The organism is Methylothermaceae bacteria B42 (assembly GCA_001566965.1).
GTDB lineage: Bacteria > Pseudomonadota > Gammaproteobacteria > Methylococcales > Methylothermaceae > Methylohalobius.
On sequence record LSNW01000032.1, the window covers coordinates 551,011 to 568,505 of the forward strand.

Genomic DNA, 17,495 nt, shown 5'->3' on the forward strand with positions numbered 1-17,495 from the left:
TCAATAAATCACTCTTTCAAAGGAAAAAGCTTCCAATAGGTCCCCTACACGATGATCCGAACGAGGTCGAATATGAATCATAACCGATTACCACGCAGACAAGGTTTGTACGATCCCAGCCACGAGCACGATGCCTGTGGAGTCGGTTTCGTTGCCGACATTAAAGGGCGCAAAAGCCATTCCATTATCCAACACGGGTTGGAAATCGTCACTAACTTAACCCACCGGGGCGCTGTGGGTGCAGATCCATTAGCGGGTGACGGCGCCGGTATTTTGATTCAAATCCCAGATACCTTCTTGCATGAGGAATGTGCAAAATCGGCCATCGAACTTCCAGCGGTTGGGCACTATGGCGTCGGTATGATCTTTCTACCCCGTTCTGCTTCCAACCGGGAAAAATGCGAACAGATTTTAGAAGAGGCTATCATTGAGGAAGGCCAAACCGTTTTGGGTTGGCGCGATGTACCCACCGATAATCAGGGAATCGGCCAATCGGTCAAAGATGTGGAGCCGGTGGTTCGTCAAATTTTTATTGGCCGCGGTAGCAATTGCCCGGATCAAGATAGCTTTGAGCGCAAGCTTTTTGTCATCCGCAAGCTGGTTGAAAATCAAGTCGGAAAATTACAGCTTGAAGATGGCGCCAATTTCTACATTCCCTCTTTTTCATCCAGAACCCTAGCCTACAAAGGCATGCTTCTGGCCGCTCAGGTGGGAGATTATTACCCTGAACTGCACGATGAGCGCATTGTCTCGGCAATGGCTCTGGTACATCAGCGTTTTTCCACCAATACTTTTCCGTCCTGGGATCTGGCCCAACCATTCCGGATGATCGCCCACAACGGGGAAATCAACACCTTGCGCGGCAACATCAACTGGATGGCTGCCCGCCGTCATGCGATGAAGTCGGAATTACTCGGAGAGGATTTGAACAAACTCTGGCCGTTGATTGCCGAAGGCCAATCGGATTCGGCCTGTTTCGACAATGCGCTGGAGTTGCTGGTAGCCGGCGGATACTCTCTCGCTCACGCCATGATGCTTCTGATCCCCGAAGCCTGGGCAGGCAATCCGTTAATGGATGAAAAAAGGCGCGCATTCTACGAATACCATGCCGCATTGATGGAACCCTGGGATGGCCCTGCCGCCATAGCTTTTACCGACGGCCGCCAAATCGGCGCGACCTTGGATCGGAACGGCCTGCGCCCAGCACGCTATTTGATTACCGAAGACGGCTTGGTGGTGATGGCCTCGGAAATGGGCGTACTGCATGTCCCGGAAGAGAAAATCATTAAAAAATGGCGCTTGCAGCCCGGCAAAATGTTCCTGATTGATATGGAAAAAGGCCGTATCATCGATGACGCGGAACTGAAAGCTGATCTGGCGGAACAAGCCCCTTACCAAGAATGGCTGGACAAAACCCAAATCCAACTGGAAACGCTGCCGCCTGAAGTCGCGCCGATGGCACCTGACGAGGAAACACTGATAAATCGCCTGCAAGACTTCGGTTACACTCAGGAAGATATTAAATTCTTCCTGCAACCCATGTCTGTCAGTGGCCAGGACCCGGTGGGGTCCATGGGCAACGACGCATCTTTGGCGGTATTGTCAAAGCGCTCAAGGCTGCTTTATGACTATTTCAAACAAGGTTTTGCCCAGGTAACCAACCCGGCTATCGACCCGATTCGCGAAGAACTGGTCATGTCGCTGGTTACCTTGATTGGCCCCAGGCCCAATTTGCTCGGCCGCAATCAGGGCGATCTCCATATGCGGCTGGAAGCGCATCAACCCATTCTCACGAACACCGATCTGGAAAAAATCCGCTACATTGAACCGAGAACCCACGGCGCTTTCCGCACGGCCACCTTGAGCTTCTGCTTCCTCGCTGACGAAGGCGTTGAGGGAATGAAAAAGGCGCTTGATCGTTTGTGCGAAAGAGCCGAACAAGCTGTTCTCGACGGTAACAATATTTTGATCCTTTCAGACCGGGATGTGGATGCCAGGCATGCCGCCATTCCAGCCTTGCTTGCAACCTCCGCGGTTCATCACCATTTGATCCGCAAAGGCTTGCGCACGGAAGTCGGCCTGGTCATTGAAACCGGGGAAGCACGGGAAGTTCACCATTTCTGCACCCTTGCCGGCTACGGTGCGGAGGCCATCAATCCCTATCTGGCCTTTGATGCCCTCTCCCATCTTTGCAACAAACTTCCCGAGCCATTAAGCGAAGAGGAAGCCCACAAACGCTATATCAAAGCGGTTGACAAGGGCATCCTGAAAGTGATGTCCAAAATGGGGATCTCCACTTACCAGTCCTATTGCGGGGCGCAGATTTTCAATGCCTTGGGGCTGAACCAAAGCTTCCTGGACCAATACTTCGCCGGTACTGTCAGTACCACCGAAGGTGCGGGGCTTGACGAAATTGCCGTGGAAACCCTTAAGCGTCACCGGCTCGCTTACAGCGAAGCGCTGGACTACAGAGAAGCGCTTGACGTGGGCGGGGAATTCGCCTTCCGGCTGCGGGGGGAAGATCACATTTGGACCCCGGATACCATTGCCAAGCTCCAACACGCAACCCGCAGCAACAACTGGGAAACCTACGAAGAATTCGCCCAACTAATCAACGAACAAAGCGAACGTCATTTGACCCTGCGCGGCTTGATGCGTTTCAAGTTCGACCGCGAACCGGTACCTTTGGATGAAGTCGAGCCTGCCAAGGAGATCGTCAAACGCTTCGCCACCGGCGCCATGTCGTTCGGCTCCATTTCCTGGGAAGCGCATACTACCTTGGCGATTGCCATGAACCGGATTGGCGGTAAATCCAACACGGGGGAAGGCGGCGAATTGCCGGAGCGCTTCAAACCCCTCTCTAACGGCGATTCGATGCGTTCGGCCATTAAACAAGTGGCGTCGGGCCGTTTTGGGGTCACCACCGAATATCTGGTGAACGCTGACGACATTCAAATCAAGATTGCTCAAGGCGCAAAACCCGGTGAGGGCGGGCAGTTGCCTGGCCATAAGGTGGATAAAATTATTGCCAAGGTGCGCCATTCCACCCCAGGCGTTGGGCTGATATCCCCTCCGCCCCATCATGATATTTACTCTATCGAAGACTTGAAACAATTGATCTTCGATCTCAAATGCGTCAATCCCGGCGCCCGCATCAGCGTCAAGCTGGTTTCTGAAGTGGGTGTCGGCACCATTGCCGCCGGCGTTTCCAAAGCCCACGCCGATCACGTTACCATTGCGGGTTATGATGGCGGCACTGGCGCCAGTCCATTAACCTCCATCAAACATGCGGGCTTGCCTTGGGAGGTCGGCCTGGCGGAAACCCACCAGACATTGGTACTGAACAATCTGCGCAGCAGAATCTGTGTGCAAGTGGATGGCGGGCTGCGTACTGGTCGGGATGTGGTCATCGGCGCGCTGTTGGGCGCCGATGAATTTGGTTTCGCAACAGCGCCTTTGATTGTCGAGGGCTGTATCATGATGCGCAAATGCCACCTTAATACCTGTCCGGTTGGCGTGGCCACCCAGGATCCTGAATTGCGCAAGCGATTCGTCGGCAAACCGGAGCACGTCGTGAACTATTTTTTCTTCGTAGCCGAGGAAGTGCGCCGACTGATGGCCGAATTGGGTTATCGTAAAATTGACGAAATGATTGGCCAATCGGATCGACTCGACATGGCTGATGCCATCGATCACTGGAAAGCCAAGGGCCTGGATTACACTAAAATCCTGGCCAAGCCCAAACCAGCGCCCGGGGTCAAAATTTTCAATTGCGAAAAGCAGCCCCATGAAATTGACAAGGCCTTGGACCATAAGCTCATCGCCAAAGCCCAACCGGCCTTGGAAAACAAGCAACCGGTCACAATTCAGACGCCGGTTCGCAACATCCATCGCACCGTCGGTGCCATGTTGTCCGGTGAAGTCGCCAAACGGTATGGCCATGAAGGGCTTCCCGATGACACTATCCATATCAAACTCAACGGCATTGCCGGCCAAAGTTTCGGCGCTTGGCTCACTCGAGGGGTAACGCTGGAATTAGATGGCGAAGCCAACGATTATGTTGGCAAGGGCTTATCAGGGGGCAGAATTATTATTTATCCTCCCAAGGAAACCCCGATTGTGCCAGAGGAAAACATCATTGTCGGCAACACGGTTCTCTATGGCGCCATTAGCGGTGAATGTTACTTCCGCGGCGTGGCGGGCGAACGCTTTGCGGTCCGCAATTCCGGTGCCATCGCCGTTGTAGAAGGCGTGGGTGACCACGGTTGTGAATACATGACAGGTGGCGTTGTGGTCGTGCTCGGGCAAACCGGGCGCAATTTCGCTGCCGGCATGTCAGGGGGCATTGCATACGTCCTTGACGAGGAAGGTGACTTTGAGAAGCGCTGTAATCTCGCCATGGTGGAATTGGAGCCCATTTTGGAAGAGGATCTGGCGATTGAAGAGTTAGAGCATCAAGGGGGGGATCTGGAAACCCACGGCTGGGTCAAGGTAGCCCACGACATGACTCGTTATGACGAGCACCGTCTCAAATCCCTGATTCAGACTCACCTGCACTATACCGATAGCCAGCAGGCCAGACGGATACTTGAAAACTGGTCTCAATACCGGAACAAGTTCGTCAAAGTAATGCCTGTCGATTACCGGCGTGCATTGCAACAACTACAAATGGAACAGGAACAAGCGCGTGTTCGCTTGAGCGCCTAACCGAAAAATCCCAAGATAAAGAGATAAAGAGGTTCAAGCATGGGAAAACCTACCGGTTTCCTTGAAATCCAACGTCATGATCGGGGCTATGCCCCAGTGGCAGACCGTATCCAGCATTTTCGCGAATTCGTCATTCCATTGTCACCGGAAGAAGTCGCCAGCCAGGGCGCGCGCTGTATGGATTGCGGCATCCCCTATTGCCACAGTGGCTGCCCGGTCAATAATTTGATTCCTGACTGGAACGACTTGGTCTATCGCAATAAATGGCGAGAAGCCATAGAAGCGCTGCACCGCACTAATAATTTCCCAGAATTCACCGGCCGGGTCTGCCCTGCTCCCTGTGAAGCGGCATGTACCTTGAATTTGGATGACAACCCGGTCACCATCAAAACCATTGAGTGCAGCATTGTCGATAAAGCCTGGGAAGAAGGCTGGATCCAGCCAGAAATTCCTGAGTCCCGTACCGGAAAACAGGTCGCAATCATAGGTTCAGGGCCTTCTGGCATGGCTTGCGCACAACAATTGGCCCGGGCAGGTCACCGGGTGGTGGTCTATGAAAAAAACGACCGTATCGGCGGACTGATGCGTTACGGCATCCCTGATTTCAAATTTGAAAAGCACCATATTGACCGGCGCATGGCGCAAATGCGCGCGGAAGGCGTGATTTTCCGGCCAAATACCCACATTGGCGTGGATGTTCCGGTTTCCGATCTACTGGAAAAATACGATGCTGTGGTACTGGCCGGTGGATCTGAGAAACCCAGGGACTTGAATGTTCCTGGCCGAGATTTAAAAGGCATCCATTTCGCCATGGAATTTCTGCCTCAGCAAAATCGCCGGGTTGCAGGGGATCGGATTCCACCTGAAAAAAGCATCACCGCAACAGGCAAAAGGGTTGTTGTCATTGGCGGCGGAGACACAGGATCCGATTGCGTTGGAACCTCTATTCGCCAAGGCGCGTTGTCGGTTGTGCAATTGGAACTCCTCCCCAAACCACCAGACAAGGAAGACAAGCTATTGACTTGGCCCTATTGGCCACAAAAATTGCGCACCTCCACCTCTCATGAAGAAGGCTGCGAGCGCATGTGGAGCGTCAATACCAAGTCTTTCGAAGGCAAAGACGGCCATGTCACCAAACTTCACGGTATTCAAGTGGAATGGTCACAAGATGAAAACGGTCGCTGGCAAATGAAGGAAATGGAAGGCAGTGAATTTGAGCTGGATGCCGACCTGGTCCTCCTTGCCATGGGATTTGTCCACCCAGTACAGGAAGGGATGCTCAAGGAACTGGGCGTGGAACTTGATCCCCGGGGCAACGTTAAAACCGATACCAAAAGCTATCGCACCTCCATTGATAAAGTCTTTGCCGCAGGCGATATGAGAAGAGGCCAGTCATTGGTCGTCTGGGCAATCCGGGAAGGACGCCAAGCCGCCCGCGCGGTAGACGAATATTTAATGGGTTATTCAGAACTGCCCGCCTGAACGAAACCATTTCATCTTTGCGGGTGCGTCCAGTAATTGCCTAGTTCAATATCAGCGATGCACCCGCAGCTACGGGGAAAGGGCTTTCCATATCGCTGTCCAAGTGTCCAACAGATACCAATCCAGCGGCTTGTCCAAGGCATTCTCCAAGCGTAACTGAATCATCCGAGCCGTGGTGCCATAAAAACAGGCATTGGCAACCACCGGGTCCATGCGCCTTAGTTCTCCGGCCTTGATACCTTCTTTCATGATTTCGGTTAATAAAAGAAAGGGGGGCGACATGCTCAGAGGCTTCTCATTGGGAAGAAATTCTTGATGATGGGCCATGATTATAAAACCCATGACGTCGGCAGCATCTTCGGTCAAGGTAAAAAACAGTTCGACAATCGCACGAAGACGCTCGAAAGAGTTTTTAGTTTTGTTTTTTATCTCTTTAATCGATTCATTTAAAGAAGTGATGATATCCTGGTACAAAGCATCGGCAATCGCTTCTTTATTCTTGAAATAATGATAGATAGTCCCAGTACTAACATCCGCTTCTCGCCGAATGTCCGCCACTGATGTATTAAAATAACCCTTTTGGGTAAAAAGCTTCAGTGCTGCTTTGAGGATTTCATCATTAGGTTCTTTTTTGTCTGATTTTTTCTTTGCTTGTGCCATTACCATTTTGTTTTTTTATAGTTCCTTTGGTTCGGTTCCGTGTATTTTATTCTTATATCCCCTCCTTTGTCATTAATCGATCGAATGTTCGCTCGATTTAAAACATGATAACCCGTTTTCTTAAATTTTTTGCATGGTTTGCCTTCACAGCATTGAGTATTATTACTAGCCTGTTTTTCTTACTGTTCTCATCCAAGCCGATTGTCACCAAAAGTAAATTTACATTTCAAGAAAAAAATCATCCACGCATTGCCACATTATTGGGCAACCAACCGGCGGGAATTATCACAATAGATGAAACAACCCTGGCAAAAGCGCTTCATAGTTTTCTTAACCAACAAGGCATCAGCAACCAAACCCGCGTTCTAATCACACCCAACCACATTAAACTCGATACAACTTTGAACCTAAGTTCACTACGTCCATACTTGAACGTTAAAATACTCTTAAAACCCCATAAAAAGCGGTTGAAACTAGCTTCATTAACTGTCGGTTCCCTGCCATTACCACCCGTTCTTCTCGAAGAAGCGATGCTGTGGACAGCAAACCAAGCACCCACAGGTAACCTAATAGCCTCGATATCTACCACCCCAATTCAGCTAGACAACAGATTCCTAGTTATTAGCGCCGAAAGAAACAACGCCTTAGCCAAAGCCGGTTCTGGATCGTTCTTAAAGGCACTGGATGATCCCCGGCTGATCCCTTATTGCCGGGTAACAAGCCGCTGGAGCCATACCAGCGAAGATCGGGAACTATCCAGCTATTTACAATTTTTATTTAATCGCGCATACCACCACACCGCTTTGAAAGATGCGGTGCGGGAAAATAAGGCACTGCTTCAAGTCGCAGCCGCTTACGTCAATGGATATGATCCCTGTCAATTATTTGGGATACGAAATGCGTCTGCCCCTCCAAAGAAAAAGACATTATTAGTTTTTCAACGCCACGATTTAGCTCAGCATTTCATAGTATCGGCTGCTATTGCCGCCACCGACAATCAGTTTCTGGCAAAGAGCTTAGGTCTTTATAAGGAGATGATGGACTTTGATACCGGCAGTGGATTCAGTTTCAGTGATATTGCCGCAGACAAAGCTGGTGCTCGCTTCGGCGCTTTGGCTGTAGAATCGCCACAAAGCGCGAGACGTTTACAACAAATTATGCGTACAGTGCGAAGAGCTGACTTTTTTATGCCAAGAACCCAGGGTCTGCCGGATCATTTGAGCCGAACAAGATTTGAAAGCCGTTTTGGAGGATTGAAGGGGAAAGAATACACCAGAATGAAGGCGCTGATAGAACGGAGGATACAAATGTGTCCTTTGTATCGGTATTTTTAATGGTCGGGACGGAAGGATTTGAACCTTCGACCCCCACAACCCCATTGTGGTGCGCTACCAGACTGCGCTACGCCCCGATATCTTTACTATTATACTACAGAAAATCCGTTAGTTAAGATTCTTCTTGGGTAAAAGAATCTATCTTGCTTTTTAGCTTTTGCCCGGCTTTAAAGGTAACAACGCGACGGGCACTGACAGGAATTTCCTCCCCTGTTTTGGGATTTCTGCCTGGACGCTCGTTTTTATCGCGCAGGTCAAAATTTCCAAATCCAGAGATTTTGACTGCCTCGCCCCGTTCCAGGGCGTTTTTAATTTCTTCGAAGAAAAAGTCCACCAATTCCTTGGCGTCTTTGCGATTCAAGCCAATTTCTTCGTACAATTTCTCCACAATATCGGCTTTAGTCACTGTCATTGCTATCCTCTTAATTTGGCGCCAAACTGATCCGCTAACTTCTGTAATATTTTATTTACGATTACATCAATATCGGAATCAGTCAAGGTTTTTTCAGGATGTTGCAATATCAGTCCCAAAGCAATGCTTTTTTGCCCCGCTTCAAGCCCCTTTCCCTGATAGACATCAAATAATATGACGTCTTGAAGCACGTCCACCTGGCAATCAAAAATCGCATCTATTAAGCTTTGTGTGTTTACCTGCTGAGGAATCACTAGAGCAATATCCCGGCGCACGTAGGGATATTTGGATAAGGGTCGAAATACTGGGATCGCTTGATGAGTCAGCGCACTTTGCCGAATTTCGAACAAAAAGATATTTTGATCAAAATCCAAATCCCGGGCAATTTCAGGGTGTAGCATGCCTATCCAGCCACACGCTTGCCCATTTTTTCGATGGATGATTCTCGCCGATTGACCTGGATGCAATGCTGAATGGGAATCGGCCTGAAACACAAAGTCCCGCCCTACCCGCGTCAGGGATAAAACAGCCTCAACATCCGCCTTCAAATCAAAAAAATCAACATCTCGTGGCATTTCTCCCCATTGTTCAGGGAAAACAGTGCCAGTGGCCAAGCCTGCCAGATATTTTTCCTGCTCAATCTTGCCATTTTGCCGATAAAACCGCATCCCGGTTTCAAAAAGACGAATACGCCGCTGCTGGCGGTTTATATTGTACTGAGCAGTCGTTAGCAGCCCTGTCCACAACGTAGTGCGCATCACACCAATTTCAGACGACAATGGATTCAGCAAAGGGACGGCTTCGAGATCAGGGGTGAGTTTTTCTTGCAACGAAGCATCGACAAAACTATAGGTAACCACCTCCTGAAATCCGCGGTCAACCAATGCATCTTTTACTCGATCCAAAGGCAACTGGTTTTCCGGAACCGGCTGAAGCGGGGTCGGGAAGGCAAGGGTTCGAACCGGCAGATTGTTATAGCCATAAACCCTGGCCACTTCTTCAATCAAATCTGCTTCAATAGCGATATCAAAGCGGAAGCTTGGCGGCCTGACACTCCAGACACCACCTTCTCCTTCCAACTGCATCCCCAGACGCCGAAGAATGTCTTCAATTTCAGTGTCATTGATATGAAGGCCCAGCAAGTCATCAACCCGCTGACTCCGTAGCTCTATCAAGGGGCGCCTTGGCAAATACTGTTCGACAACTTTTTCATTAATCGGTCCGGCGCTGCCGCCGGCGATTTGCAATATCAGCTCACTCGCCCTTTCTATCGCCCTAGACTGCAAACCAGGGTCAACACCCCGCTCAAAACGATGGGAAGAATCGGTATGCAGCCCAAAACGGCGGGCTTTACCCATAATCGCTTCGGGGCTAAAAAACGCGCATTCCAAAAATATCGTCTGCGTGGTATCGGTCACTGCAGAACCTTTGCCGCCCATGATGCCCGCCAGCGCCAAAGGATTGACTTCATCGGCAATCACTAGGACATCCTCAGAAAGCTCGACCTCCTGTTCATCCAGCAATACCAACTTTTCACCTTGCCGGCCCATGCGGACTTGGATGCCCCCTTGCAATTTATCCGCGTCAAAAGCGTGCAAAGGTTGCCCCAATTCCAACATGACGTAATTGGTAATATCGACAATCGCGCTGATACTGCGAATTCCACTGCGGCGCAATCGTTCCTGCATCCAAATAGGTGTAGGCGCCAAGGGGTCAATATTTGTGATTAAACGCCCCAAATAACGAGGACAGGCATTTTCTGCTTCTGTGGCAATGGTGATCGGGAGAACTGTAGAGCCACTTGCAGGAACGGGGGAAACTGAAAGCGGACGCCAATCGACTTTATTCAATAACGCGGCCTCCCGGGCAATCCCTTCAATGCTCAGGCAATCCGCACGATTTGGGGTCAAATCCACATCAATGATTGTGTCTTCAAGCTGCAAATATTGGCGCAGGTCTTCTCCCACCGGGGCATCATCTGGAAGTTCCCACAGTCCAGATGCCGCCTCTGCCAAACCCAGCTCGCGGGCAGAACAAAGCATTCCCAGCGATTCCACGCCACGCAGCTTGGCTTTTTTAATCTTCATTCCACCGGGTAATGTGGCACCGACGGTAGCCAAAGGCGCCTTCATCCCCTCACGAACATTGGGGGCGCCACAAACAATGGGCAACAATGTCTCTGCTGCGATGGATACTTGACACACACGCAATTTATCGGCGTTGGGATGGGGTTGGACAGAGACCACCTGGGCAATAACCACACCAGAAAAGTCGGGCGCTGCCGGCTCCACACTATCGACTTCCAGCCCCGCCATGGTCAATTGTTCAACCAAAGTTTGGGTATCTACCGGCGGGTTGACGTGTTCTCGCAACCAAGCTTCGCTAAAGCGCATAATGATTTATTTCAGTGAAATTGTTCGAGAAAACGTAAATCGTTCTCGAAAAAAAGACGAAGATCGTTGATTCCGTACCGAAGCATGGCAAGACGCTCGACCCCAAGGCCAAAAGCAAATCCACTATACCGCTGCGGGTCGATTTTCACGAACTCAAAGACACTCGGATGGATCATGCCGCACCCCATCACCTCCAGCCAACCACTTTGACCACATACTCGGCATCCCTTGCCCTGGCACATGACACATGCGATATCCACTTCAGCGGAAGGTTCGGTAAAAGGAAAATAAGATGGCCGAAAACGCACCTCAACATCTTGCTCGAAAAAATTGCGCAAAAATTCGTCGAGAATACCGCGCAAGTGAGCAAAACTCACCCCTTCATCCACCAAGAAGCCTTCCACTTGATGGAACATGGGTGTGTGGGTCAAGTCGGAATCGCAGCGATAAACACGGCCCGGAGCAATAATTTTGAAAGGAGGAGACCCCGCCTCCATGACCCGGATCTGTACCGGAGAGGTGTGGGTTCTTAATAACGTATGCTCGTCAATGTAAAAAGTATCGTGCATCGCACGGGCGGGATGATGCGCAGGGATATTTAGCGCCTCGAAGTTATGATAATCATCTTCGATTTCCGGACCCTCTGCCACTTGAAACCCCACGCTGGCAAAAATTTTTTCAATCCTGCGCATCGTCAGAGTGACCGGATGTAGTCCTTCGGCGCGCTGCCCCCGCCCCGGTAGCGTCACATCAATCGACTCGGCGGCCAGCCTTTCCGATAACTGGGCCTGCTGCAAAGCGAGCTGCCGGGTTTCTAGTGCCTGCTGGAATTTCTGCCGGGCCTCGTTAACGACCTTACCCACCTGAGGCCGCTGTTCCGGTGGCAAATTACCCAGCGCTTTCATTCGCTGGGTAAATAACCCTTTCTTGCCAAGATAACGAACCCGAACCTGGTCTAGGGACTGAAGATCCTTGGCTGACTCTAGATCATTTTCTGCCTGAGCCAGCAGGGCTTCCACCGAATCAGTCACAGGCAAATCAGCCTTGGGCAATTTTAGCCAGTTCTGCAAAGGCTTCTTTGTCGTTCACCGCCAAATCAGCCAATATTTTTCTATCGATGTCGATTGATGCTTTTTTGAGTCCCGCCATGAAACGGCTATAAGACAAACCATGCTCACGCGCGGCTGCATTGATGCGGGTTATCCACAATGCCCGGAACTGGCGTTTGCGCTGACGGCGGTCGCGATAAGCGTATTGGCCCGCCTTAATGACCGCCTGTTTCGCAACCCGGTATACGCGGCTGCGGGCGCCATAGTAACCCTTGGCCTGTTTCAGAATTTTCTTGTGACGCTTTCGCGCCGTCACTCCACGTTTTACTCTCGGCATGATAACCTCTCGTTACTTTCACCTGTCAAAGCAGGCTATCGTTCAATCCAAATCACTAAGAAGGGTATTAGATCAATTTCGACTCAGGCGTAAGGAAGCAGTTGTTTTGCTTCCCGGGTATCGGAAGCGCTCAAATAATCCTTATGACGCAAGTGACGCTTACGCTTGGTGGTCTTTTTAGTCAAAATGTGGCGGCGGTTCGCGTGGTTGCGCTTAAACTTCCCTGACCCCGTCCGCTTAAAGCGCTTAGCGGCGCCGCGATTGCTTTTTAACTTTGGCATGAAAAAACTCCTAAGTTTACTTTCTCTTTTTCGGGGCAAGCACCATTACCATTTGCCTGCCTTCCAGTTTTGGATGCTGCTCAACAACGGCGTATTCTTCCAGATCCTTTTCAACGCGCTTTAACAATTCCATTCCTAATTCCCTATGAGCCATTTCCCGCCCTCGGAAACGCACGGTTACCTTGGCCTTGTCACCATCACTTAAAAACCTGATCAAGTTTTTAAGCTTAATCTGATAGTCACCTTCCCCAGTCCCTGGACGGAATTTAATTTCCTTGACCTGAATTTGCTTTTGCTTCTTCTTGGCTGCCTGTTGTTTCTTGCTGATTTCAAAGCGAAATTTGCCGTAATCCATGATCCGGCAAACCGGCGGATCCGCCTGGGGAGCAATTTCCACCAAATCCAACCCCGCTTCTTCGGCAATTCGCAACGCCTCAGCAATTGGGACTACCCCCAATTGCTCGCCTTCAGCGTCTATTAACCTTACCTTCGGCGCCCTAATTTCGTCGTTTCGACGTACTTCTGTTTTAGCAGCGATGCTGACTTCTCCTCAATTTTACGATTCCAACTCTACAACGGGCTGTTTGGCCCTTACCTGTTCATCCAACCATGATACCAGGCTTTCCAGCGCCATAGCTCCCTTGTCCGTTCCTTGCTGGGTTCGCACCGTTACCTGCCGGGCTTCCATTTCCTTGTCGCCAACAATCAGCAAGTAAGGCACACGTTGCATGGAATGCTCGCGGATTTTATAGCCGATCTTCTCGTTTCTCAAGTCGGTTTCCACCCTAAAGCCACGAGAACGCAAAATTTCCTGGATTTGCAAGGCGTAGTCCTTGTGGCGATCGGTGATATTTAGAATGACGGCCTGCACAGGCGCCAACCATAAGGGCAATAACCCGGCATAATGCTCGAGCAAAATGCCAATAAAGCGTTCCAAGGAACCCAATATGGCCCGGTGCAGCATCACTGGGGTTTGCCGGCTCCCGTCCTCGGCAATGTAGGTTGCCCCAAGGCGGCCGGGCATGGAAAAGTCCACTTGAATCGTCCCCAATTGCCAGACCCGGTTCAAACAATCCTTGAGGGAAAATTCGATTTTAGGGCCGTAAAAAGCCCCCTCGCCTGGTTGCAGCTGCCAATCCAGACCCTTGCGATTTAGCGCTTCTTCCAATGCTTTTTCCGCCTTATCCCAAATTTCATCGCTTCCCACCCGATTCTCCGGACGCGTGGATAATTTCACGGGGACATCTTCAAATCCAAAGTCCCGATATACCTCGAACAACAAATCAATAAAGGCGGAAACTTCTTCTTGAATTTGAGATTCTGCACAAAAGATATGGGCATCGTCCTGGACGAAGCTGCGCACCCGCATCAACCCGTGTAGCGTTCCGGATGGCTCGTTGCGATGGCAAGAACCAAATTCCGCCATCCGCAACGGCAAATCCCGGTAACTCTTGAGCCCTTGATTGTAAATCTGCACGTGACAAGGGCAATTCATGGGCTTGATTGCGTAATCGCGATTTTCCGAGTGGGTGGTAAAAATCATGTCCTGGAACTTATCCCAGTGACCGGACTTTTCCCACAAAGAACGATCCACTACCAGCGGGGTTTTGACTTCCTGATAATCGTGTTGGCGCAATTTTTCCCGAATATATTGCTCGATAATCTGATATATCCGCCAACCCTTGTCATGCCAAAACACCATTCCCGGCGCTTCTTCCTGGATATGGAACAAATCCAACTGCTTGCCGAGCTTGCGATGGTCCCGCTTCTCCGCTTCTTCAAGCCTATGCAAATATTGCTTGAGCTGTTTTTTATCCGCCCACGCCGTGCCATAAATCCTTTGCAACATTTCATTGCTAGAATCGCCGCGCCAGTAGGCGCCCGCCACTTTGGTCAGCTTAAAGGCTTTCAGCTTGCCGGTATCGGGCACATGGGGACCGCGGCATAAATCGGTAAAATCGCCTTGCGAATAAAGAGAAATGGTTTCCCCTTGTGGAATATCTTCAATGATTTGGGCTTTATACTCTTCCCCCTGGCGGCGGAAAAAACCGATTGCCTCGTCCCGGGGCATTTCTTTGCGCTCCACTGGCAAAGCGGCCTTGGCCAATTGGTGCATTTTTTGCTCAATTTTTTCCAGATCTTCTGGCGTAAAGCTGCGTTCAAAGGCGAAATCGTAGTAAAAACCGTCTTCAATTACCGGCCCGATAGTTACTTGCGCTTCAGGAAATAATTCTTTTACCGCCTGGGCCAATAAATGGGCGGTAGAATGACGCACCACTTCCAACCCCGCCTCTTCCTTGGGGGTAATAATTTCCACCTGGGCATCTTGGTGGATAACCGCACTCAAATCCACCAATTGCCCATTCACGCGCCCTGCAACCGCAGCCTTGGCTAGTCCGGGACCGATTGCCTCGGCCACTTCTCGTACCGTCACCGGGCGATCAAAGGCCAGCTGCTTGCCATCAGGAAGTGTTACTATTGGCATAAACTTTTACATCAACACTAAAAAATAAAGCACCGCCAAGCGATGCCTTCTATAAATCGAGTGGTAGGCGCGATTGGATTCGAACCAACGACCCCCACCATGTCAAGGTGGTGCTCTAACCAACTGAGCTACGCGCCTGAATATCTTAGTAATTATGCACTATGATGGATTGAATGTAAACAAACACCCTCTCGAAATTTGCGCAAACACCCTGATAGATTGACTCTTAAACTGTACTTATACCACCTATATATCTCTCGGAAACCAATGCCTCACCAGTCAGTTGCATCAAGACAAACAATTGCGACGGCAAATCCGGGCAGCGTTTGAGCCGCTCTGTTAAATAGCCGTTCTTTTGGGGTTGGAGGACGAAGAAATCCGCCGATTTTCCCTTTTCAAAATTCCCTGTCTCGTGGGCCAATCTCAGTGCCTGTGCGCCCCCCAAAGTAATCAGATAAAGTAATTGCTCCGGGCTCAATCGACATTGTTGCAGTTGTTGAATCTTGTAGGCATCTTGTGTCTCCTGCCACACAGTAAAATGCAGTCCTGCGCCAATATCGGTACCAAGGGCCAAGGGAATTTCATAGGCAAGATGCCGTTCCAGTGGAAATAATCCACTGCCAAGAAACAGGTTACTGCTGGGGCAATGACAGACTGCGCCACCAGCTTCGGCGATGCGCTGCAATTCCTCATCCCCAGCATGAATATTGTGGATCAACAGTGTCTTGGAGCCTAGCAAATCATAATGGTCATAGACATCAAGGTAATATTTGGCGTTGGGAAATAATTGCTTGACCGCGGCAATTTCTTCCTGGCTTTCGTTGATATGGGTCTGTAAATAACAATCCGGATTGGCCTTTAAAATTTCTCCACACATTGCCAACATTACCGGTGAACAAGACAAGGCAAACCGAGGCATCAGGGCATAGTGCAGCAATGGCTCGTCCCGGCAATAGTCAATGAACCGTTGACTGAGTTCCTCCGCTTTTTCAGGAGAAAGGCGTAATGCTTCTGGCCCGCCCTGATCCATTAATGTCAGGCCGGAAATCAAACGCAGCCCTTGCTGTTTAGCGGACTCGAAAAGGGCCATGGTGGCTTCAGGAAATTGGGAGCCGAATACCGCAGCCGTGGTAACCCCGCCCCGGATCAAGTGACTTATCAATTGATTGGCGGCCTTTTGCGCAAAACCGGCGTCTTGAAATTCCATCTCGGCGGGAAAAATGGTTTCGTTGAGCCAGGAAAGCAAGCCTTTATTGGCCGCCGCCACGGCGTAATATTGAGGAAAGTGCAGGTGGGCATCCACCAACCCCGGCAGCAACCAAGCGCCATCATGGGAGTAAATAGCTGTTTCCGAATCAATCTTGTGCAGCAATTCTCTCCGATCACCGACAGCCAAGATGCGGCCAGCCCCATCGATCCATATCCCCCCGTCTTCGATGATTTCCAGACAATTGGATTGCTTGAAGGGATTACCAAGCAAATGCGCGATAGTCCCAGTATGGAGCTGATTCATTCCGACAGGCCCAGCACCTTGGGCAAATCGGCAATCGAATCAATCACCAGATCTGGCTGAATTTTCGAAGCTTTCACAAAAGACTCCCGGTACTTGCCCGTTTTCACCAATATACCCATCAATCCAGCCTGCTGCCCACCGCCGATATCCGATTCGATATCGTCGCCAACAATCGCCACCTGGGAAGCAGGCAGTCCCATATCCTGAAGCGCCATTTGGAAAAAGTCGATTGACGGCTTGCCCATGATTTTCGCTTGCTTGCCACTGGCATATTCCAAGGCGACGACAAAGCCGCCAATGTCCATCTGCAAGCCGGATTCGGTCTGCCAAAACCGGTTTTTATGCATGGCGATCAGCTCTGCCCCTGAAAACAATAACCGGAAAGCGCGATTGAGAATGGCATAATTCCAAGCCTCGCCGATATCTCCAATCACCACCGCATCAGCCTTTTCATCCGATTGCTGAAACCTGGTAAAATCCTGCTTCACATCCTCGGCCAACAGCAAGTGACAAACAGGCCTGCCTTTGGACTTCAAATACAACAATGCCGCCTGTGGAGCGCTGATGATTTCTGATTTCGGAATATCGAACCCTAACCCGGCGAGTTTCTTTTGCAGAGAAGCCAAAGAACGCGTGCTGGTATTGGTAATAAAACGCAGCTTGTAACCATGCTGGCGAATTGCGGAAATTGCGTTATGCGCGCCTTCTATTACTGTATCGCCCACATATAACACGCCATCAAGATCCAACAGCAATCCCCGAATGCCCTCGATTTTTTTCATCTTAGTCATCCATCAATTTTCAGTCTGATTCAATGTTGCTTTACTCAACCTATCAGTTCC

General features: G+C 50.3%; 13 protein-coding genes and 2 tRNA genes. 3 read left to right on the forward strand and 12 right to left on the reverse strand.

The window, feature by feature from the left end; translation table 11 throughout:
- Positions 1-72 precede the first annotated feature (72 nt).
- Positions 73-4,707 carry a glutamate synthase subunit alpha gene (locus AXA67_13715; GenBank protein KXJ40089.1) on the forward strand — a complete coding sequence of 1,545 codons (4,635 nt, stop codon included), beginning with the start codon at positions 73-75 and terminating at the stop codon, positions 4,705-4,707.
- 39 nt (positions 4,708-4,746) lie between these two features.
- On the forward strand, positions 4,747-6,189 hold the full coding sequence (gene gltD / locus AXA67_13720; GenBank protein ID KXJ40090.1) for a glutamate synthase: 1,443 nt from the start codon (positions 4,747-4,749) through the stop codon (positions 6,187-6,189).
- Between the two features lie 69 nt (positions 6,190-6,258).
- Here gltD and AXA67_13725 read toward each other — a convergent pair whose 3' ends face one another.
- Positions 6,259-6,855 carry a hypothetical protein gene (locus AXA67_13725; GenBank protein KXJ40091.1) on the reverse strand — a complete coding sequence of 199 codons (597 nt, stop codon included), beginning with the start codon at positions 6,853-6,855 and terminating at the stop codon, positions 6,259-6,261.
- 98 nt (positions 6,856-6,953) lie between these two features.
- Between AXA67_13725 and AXA67_13730 the strand changes: the two genes are divergently transcribed.
- Positions 6,954-8,183 carry a hypothetical protein gene (locus AXA67_13730; protein KXJ40092.1) on the forward strand — a complete coding sequence of 410 codons (1,230 nt, stop codon included), beginning with the start codon at positions 6,954-6,956 and terminating at the stop codon, positions 8,181-8,183.
- Here AXA67_13730 and AXA67_13735 read toward each other — a convergent pair.
- From AXA67_13735 to AXA67_13785, 11 genes are all read right to left on the reverse strand, one after another.
- A tRNA-Pro gene (locus tag AXA67_13735) sits at positions 8,184-8,260 on the reverse strand. It abuts the gene before it with no gap.
- 35 nt (positions 8,261-8,295) lie between these two features.
- Positions 8,296-8,595 (reverse strand): integration host factor subunit alpha, encoded by a 300-nt coding sequence (ihfA, locus tag AXA67_13740; GenBank protein KXJ40093.1) that lies wholly within the window; start codon positions 8,593-8,595, stop codon positions 8,296-8,298.
- A gap of 2 nt (positions 8,596-8,597) precedes the next feature.
- A complete protein-coding gene (locus AXA67_13745; protein ID KXJ40094.1) occupies positions 8,598-10,988 on the reverse strand; it encodes a phenylalanine--tRNA ligase subunit beta in 2,391 nt (796 codons plus the stop codon).
- Positions 10,989-10,999: 11 nt separating this feature from the next.
- On the reverse strand, positions 11,000-12,019 hold the full coding sequence (locus AXA67_13750; protein KXJ40196.1) for a phenylalanine--tRNA ligase subunit alpha: 1,020 nt from the start codon (positions 12,017-12,019) through the stop codon (positions 11,000-11,002).
- A gap of 7 nt (positions 12,020-12,026) precedes the next feature.
- Entirely contained in the window at positions 12,027-12,374 is a 348-nt protein-coding gene (gene rplT / locus AXA67_13755; GenBank protein KXJ40095.1) for a 50S ribosomal protein L20, read from the reverse strand.
- An 83-nt stretch (positions 12,375-12,457) separates the two neighbouring features.
- Entirely contained in the window at positions 12,458-12,655 is a 198-nt protein-coding gene (locus tag AXA67_13760; GenBank protein ID KXJ40096.1) for a 50S ribosomal protein L35, read from the reverse strand.
- 16 nt (positions 12,656-12,671) lie between these two features.
- The gene (locus tag AXA67_13765) at positions 12,672-13,193 is read right to left on the reverse strand and encodes a translation initiation factor IF-3 (protein KXJ40097.1); all 522 of its coding nucleotides are present in this window, start codon (positions 13,191-13,193) and stop codon (positions 12,672-12,674) included.
- A gap of 18 nt (positions 13,194-13,211) precedes the next feature.
- Positions 13,212-15,140, reverse strand: a complete 1,929-nt coding sequence (locus AXA67_13770) for a threonine--tRNA ligase (protein ID KXJ40098.1) — start codon at positions 15,138-15,140, stop codon at positions 13,212-13,214.
- 61 nt (positions 15,141-15,201) lie between these two features.
- Positions 15,202-15,278: transfer RNA gene (locus AXA67_13775), tRNA-Val, on the reverse strand.
- A gap of 88 nt (positions 15,279-15,366) precedes the next feature.
- The gene (locus tag AXA67_13780) at positions 15,367-16,653 is read right to left on the reverse strand and encodes a hypothetical protein (protein KXJ40099.1); all 1,287 of its coding nucleotides are present in this window, start codon (positions 16,651-16,653) and stop codon (positions 15,367-15,369) included.
- A complete protein-coding gene (locus tag AXA67_13785) occupies positions 16,650-17,435 on the reverse strand; it encodes an HAD family hydrolase (protein KXJ40100.1) in 786 nt (261 codons plus the stop codon). Before AXA67_13785 ends, AXA67_13780 begins: the two co-directional genes overlap by 4 nt.
- Positions 17,436-17,495 lie beyond the last annotated feature (60 nt).

Excerpts from the sequence above, each read along its gene's own strand:
- AXA67_13780 (KXJ40099.1), bottom strand. The coding sequence starts at position 16,653 with ATGAATCAGCTCCATACTGGGACTATCGCGCATTTGCTTGGTAATCCC.
- AXA67_13745 (KXJ40094.1), bottom strand. The coding sequence starts at position 10,988 with ATGCGCTTTAGCGAAGCTTGGTTGCGAGAACACGTCAACCCGCCGGTA.
- AXA67_13715 (KXJ40089.1), top strand. The coding sequence starts at position 73 with ATGAATCATAACCGATTACCACGCAGACAAGGTTTGTACGATCCCAGC.
- AXA67_13770 (KXJ40098.1), bottom strand. The coding sequence starts at position 15,140 with ATGCCAATAGTAACACTTCCTGATGGCAAGCAGCTGGCCTTTGATCGC.
- gltD (KXJ40090.1), top strand. The coding sequence starts at position 4,747 with ATGGGAAAACCTACCGGTTTCCTTGAAATCCAACGTCATGATCGGGGC.
- AXA67_13730 (KXJ40092.1), top strand. The coding sequence starts at position 6,954 with ATGATAACCCGTTTTCTTAAATTTTTTGCATGGTTTGCCTTCACAGCA.
- AXA67_13785 (KXJ40100.1), bottom strand. The coding sequence starts at position 17,435 with ATGAAAAAAATCGAGGGCATTCGGGGATTGCTGTTGGATCTTGATGGC.
- ihfA (KXJ40093.1), bottom strand. The coding sequence starts at position 8,595 with ATGACAGTGACTAAAGCCGATATTGTGGAGAAATTGTACGAAGAAATT.
- rplT (KXJ40095.1), bottom strand. The coding sequence starts at position 12,374 with ATGCCGAGAGTAAAACGTGGAGTGACGGCGCGAAAGCGTCACAAGAAA.
- AXA67_13760 (KXJ40096.1), bottom strand. The coding sequence starts at position 12,655 with ATGCCAAAGTTAAAAAGCAATCGCGGCGCCGCTAAGCGCTTTAAGCGG.
- AXA67_13725 (KXJ40091.1), bottom strand. The coding sequence starts at position 6,855 with ATGGTAATGGCACAAGCAAAGAAAAAATCAGACAAAAAAGAACCTAAT.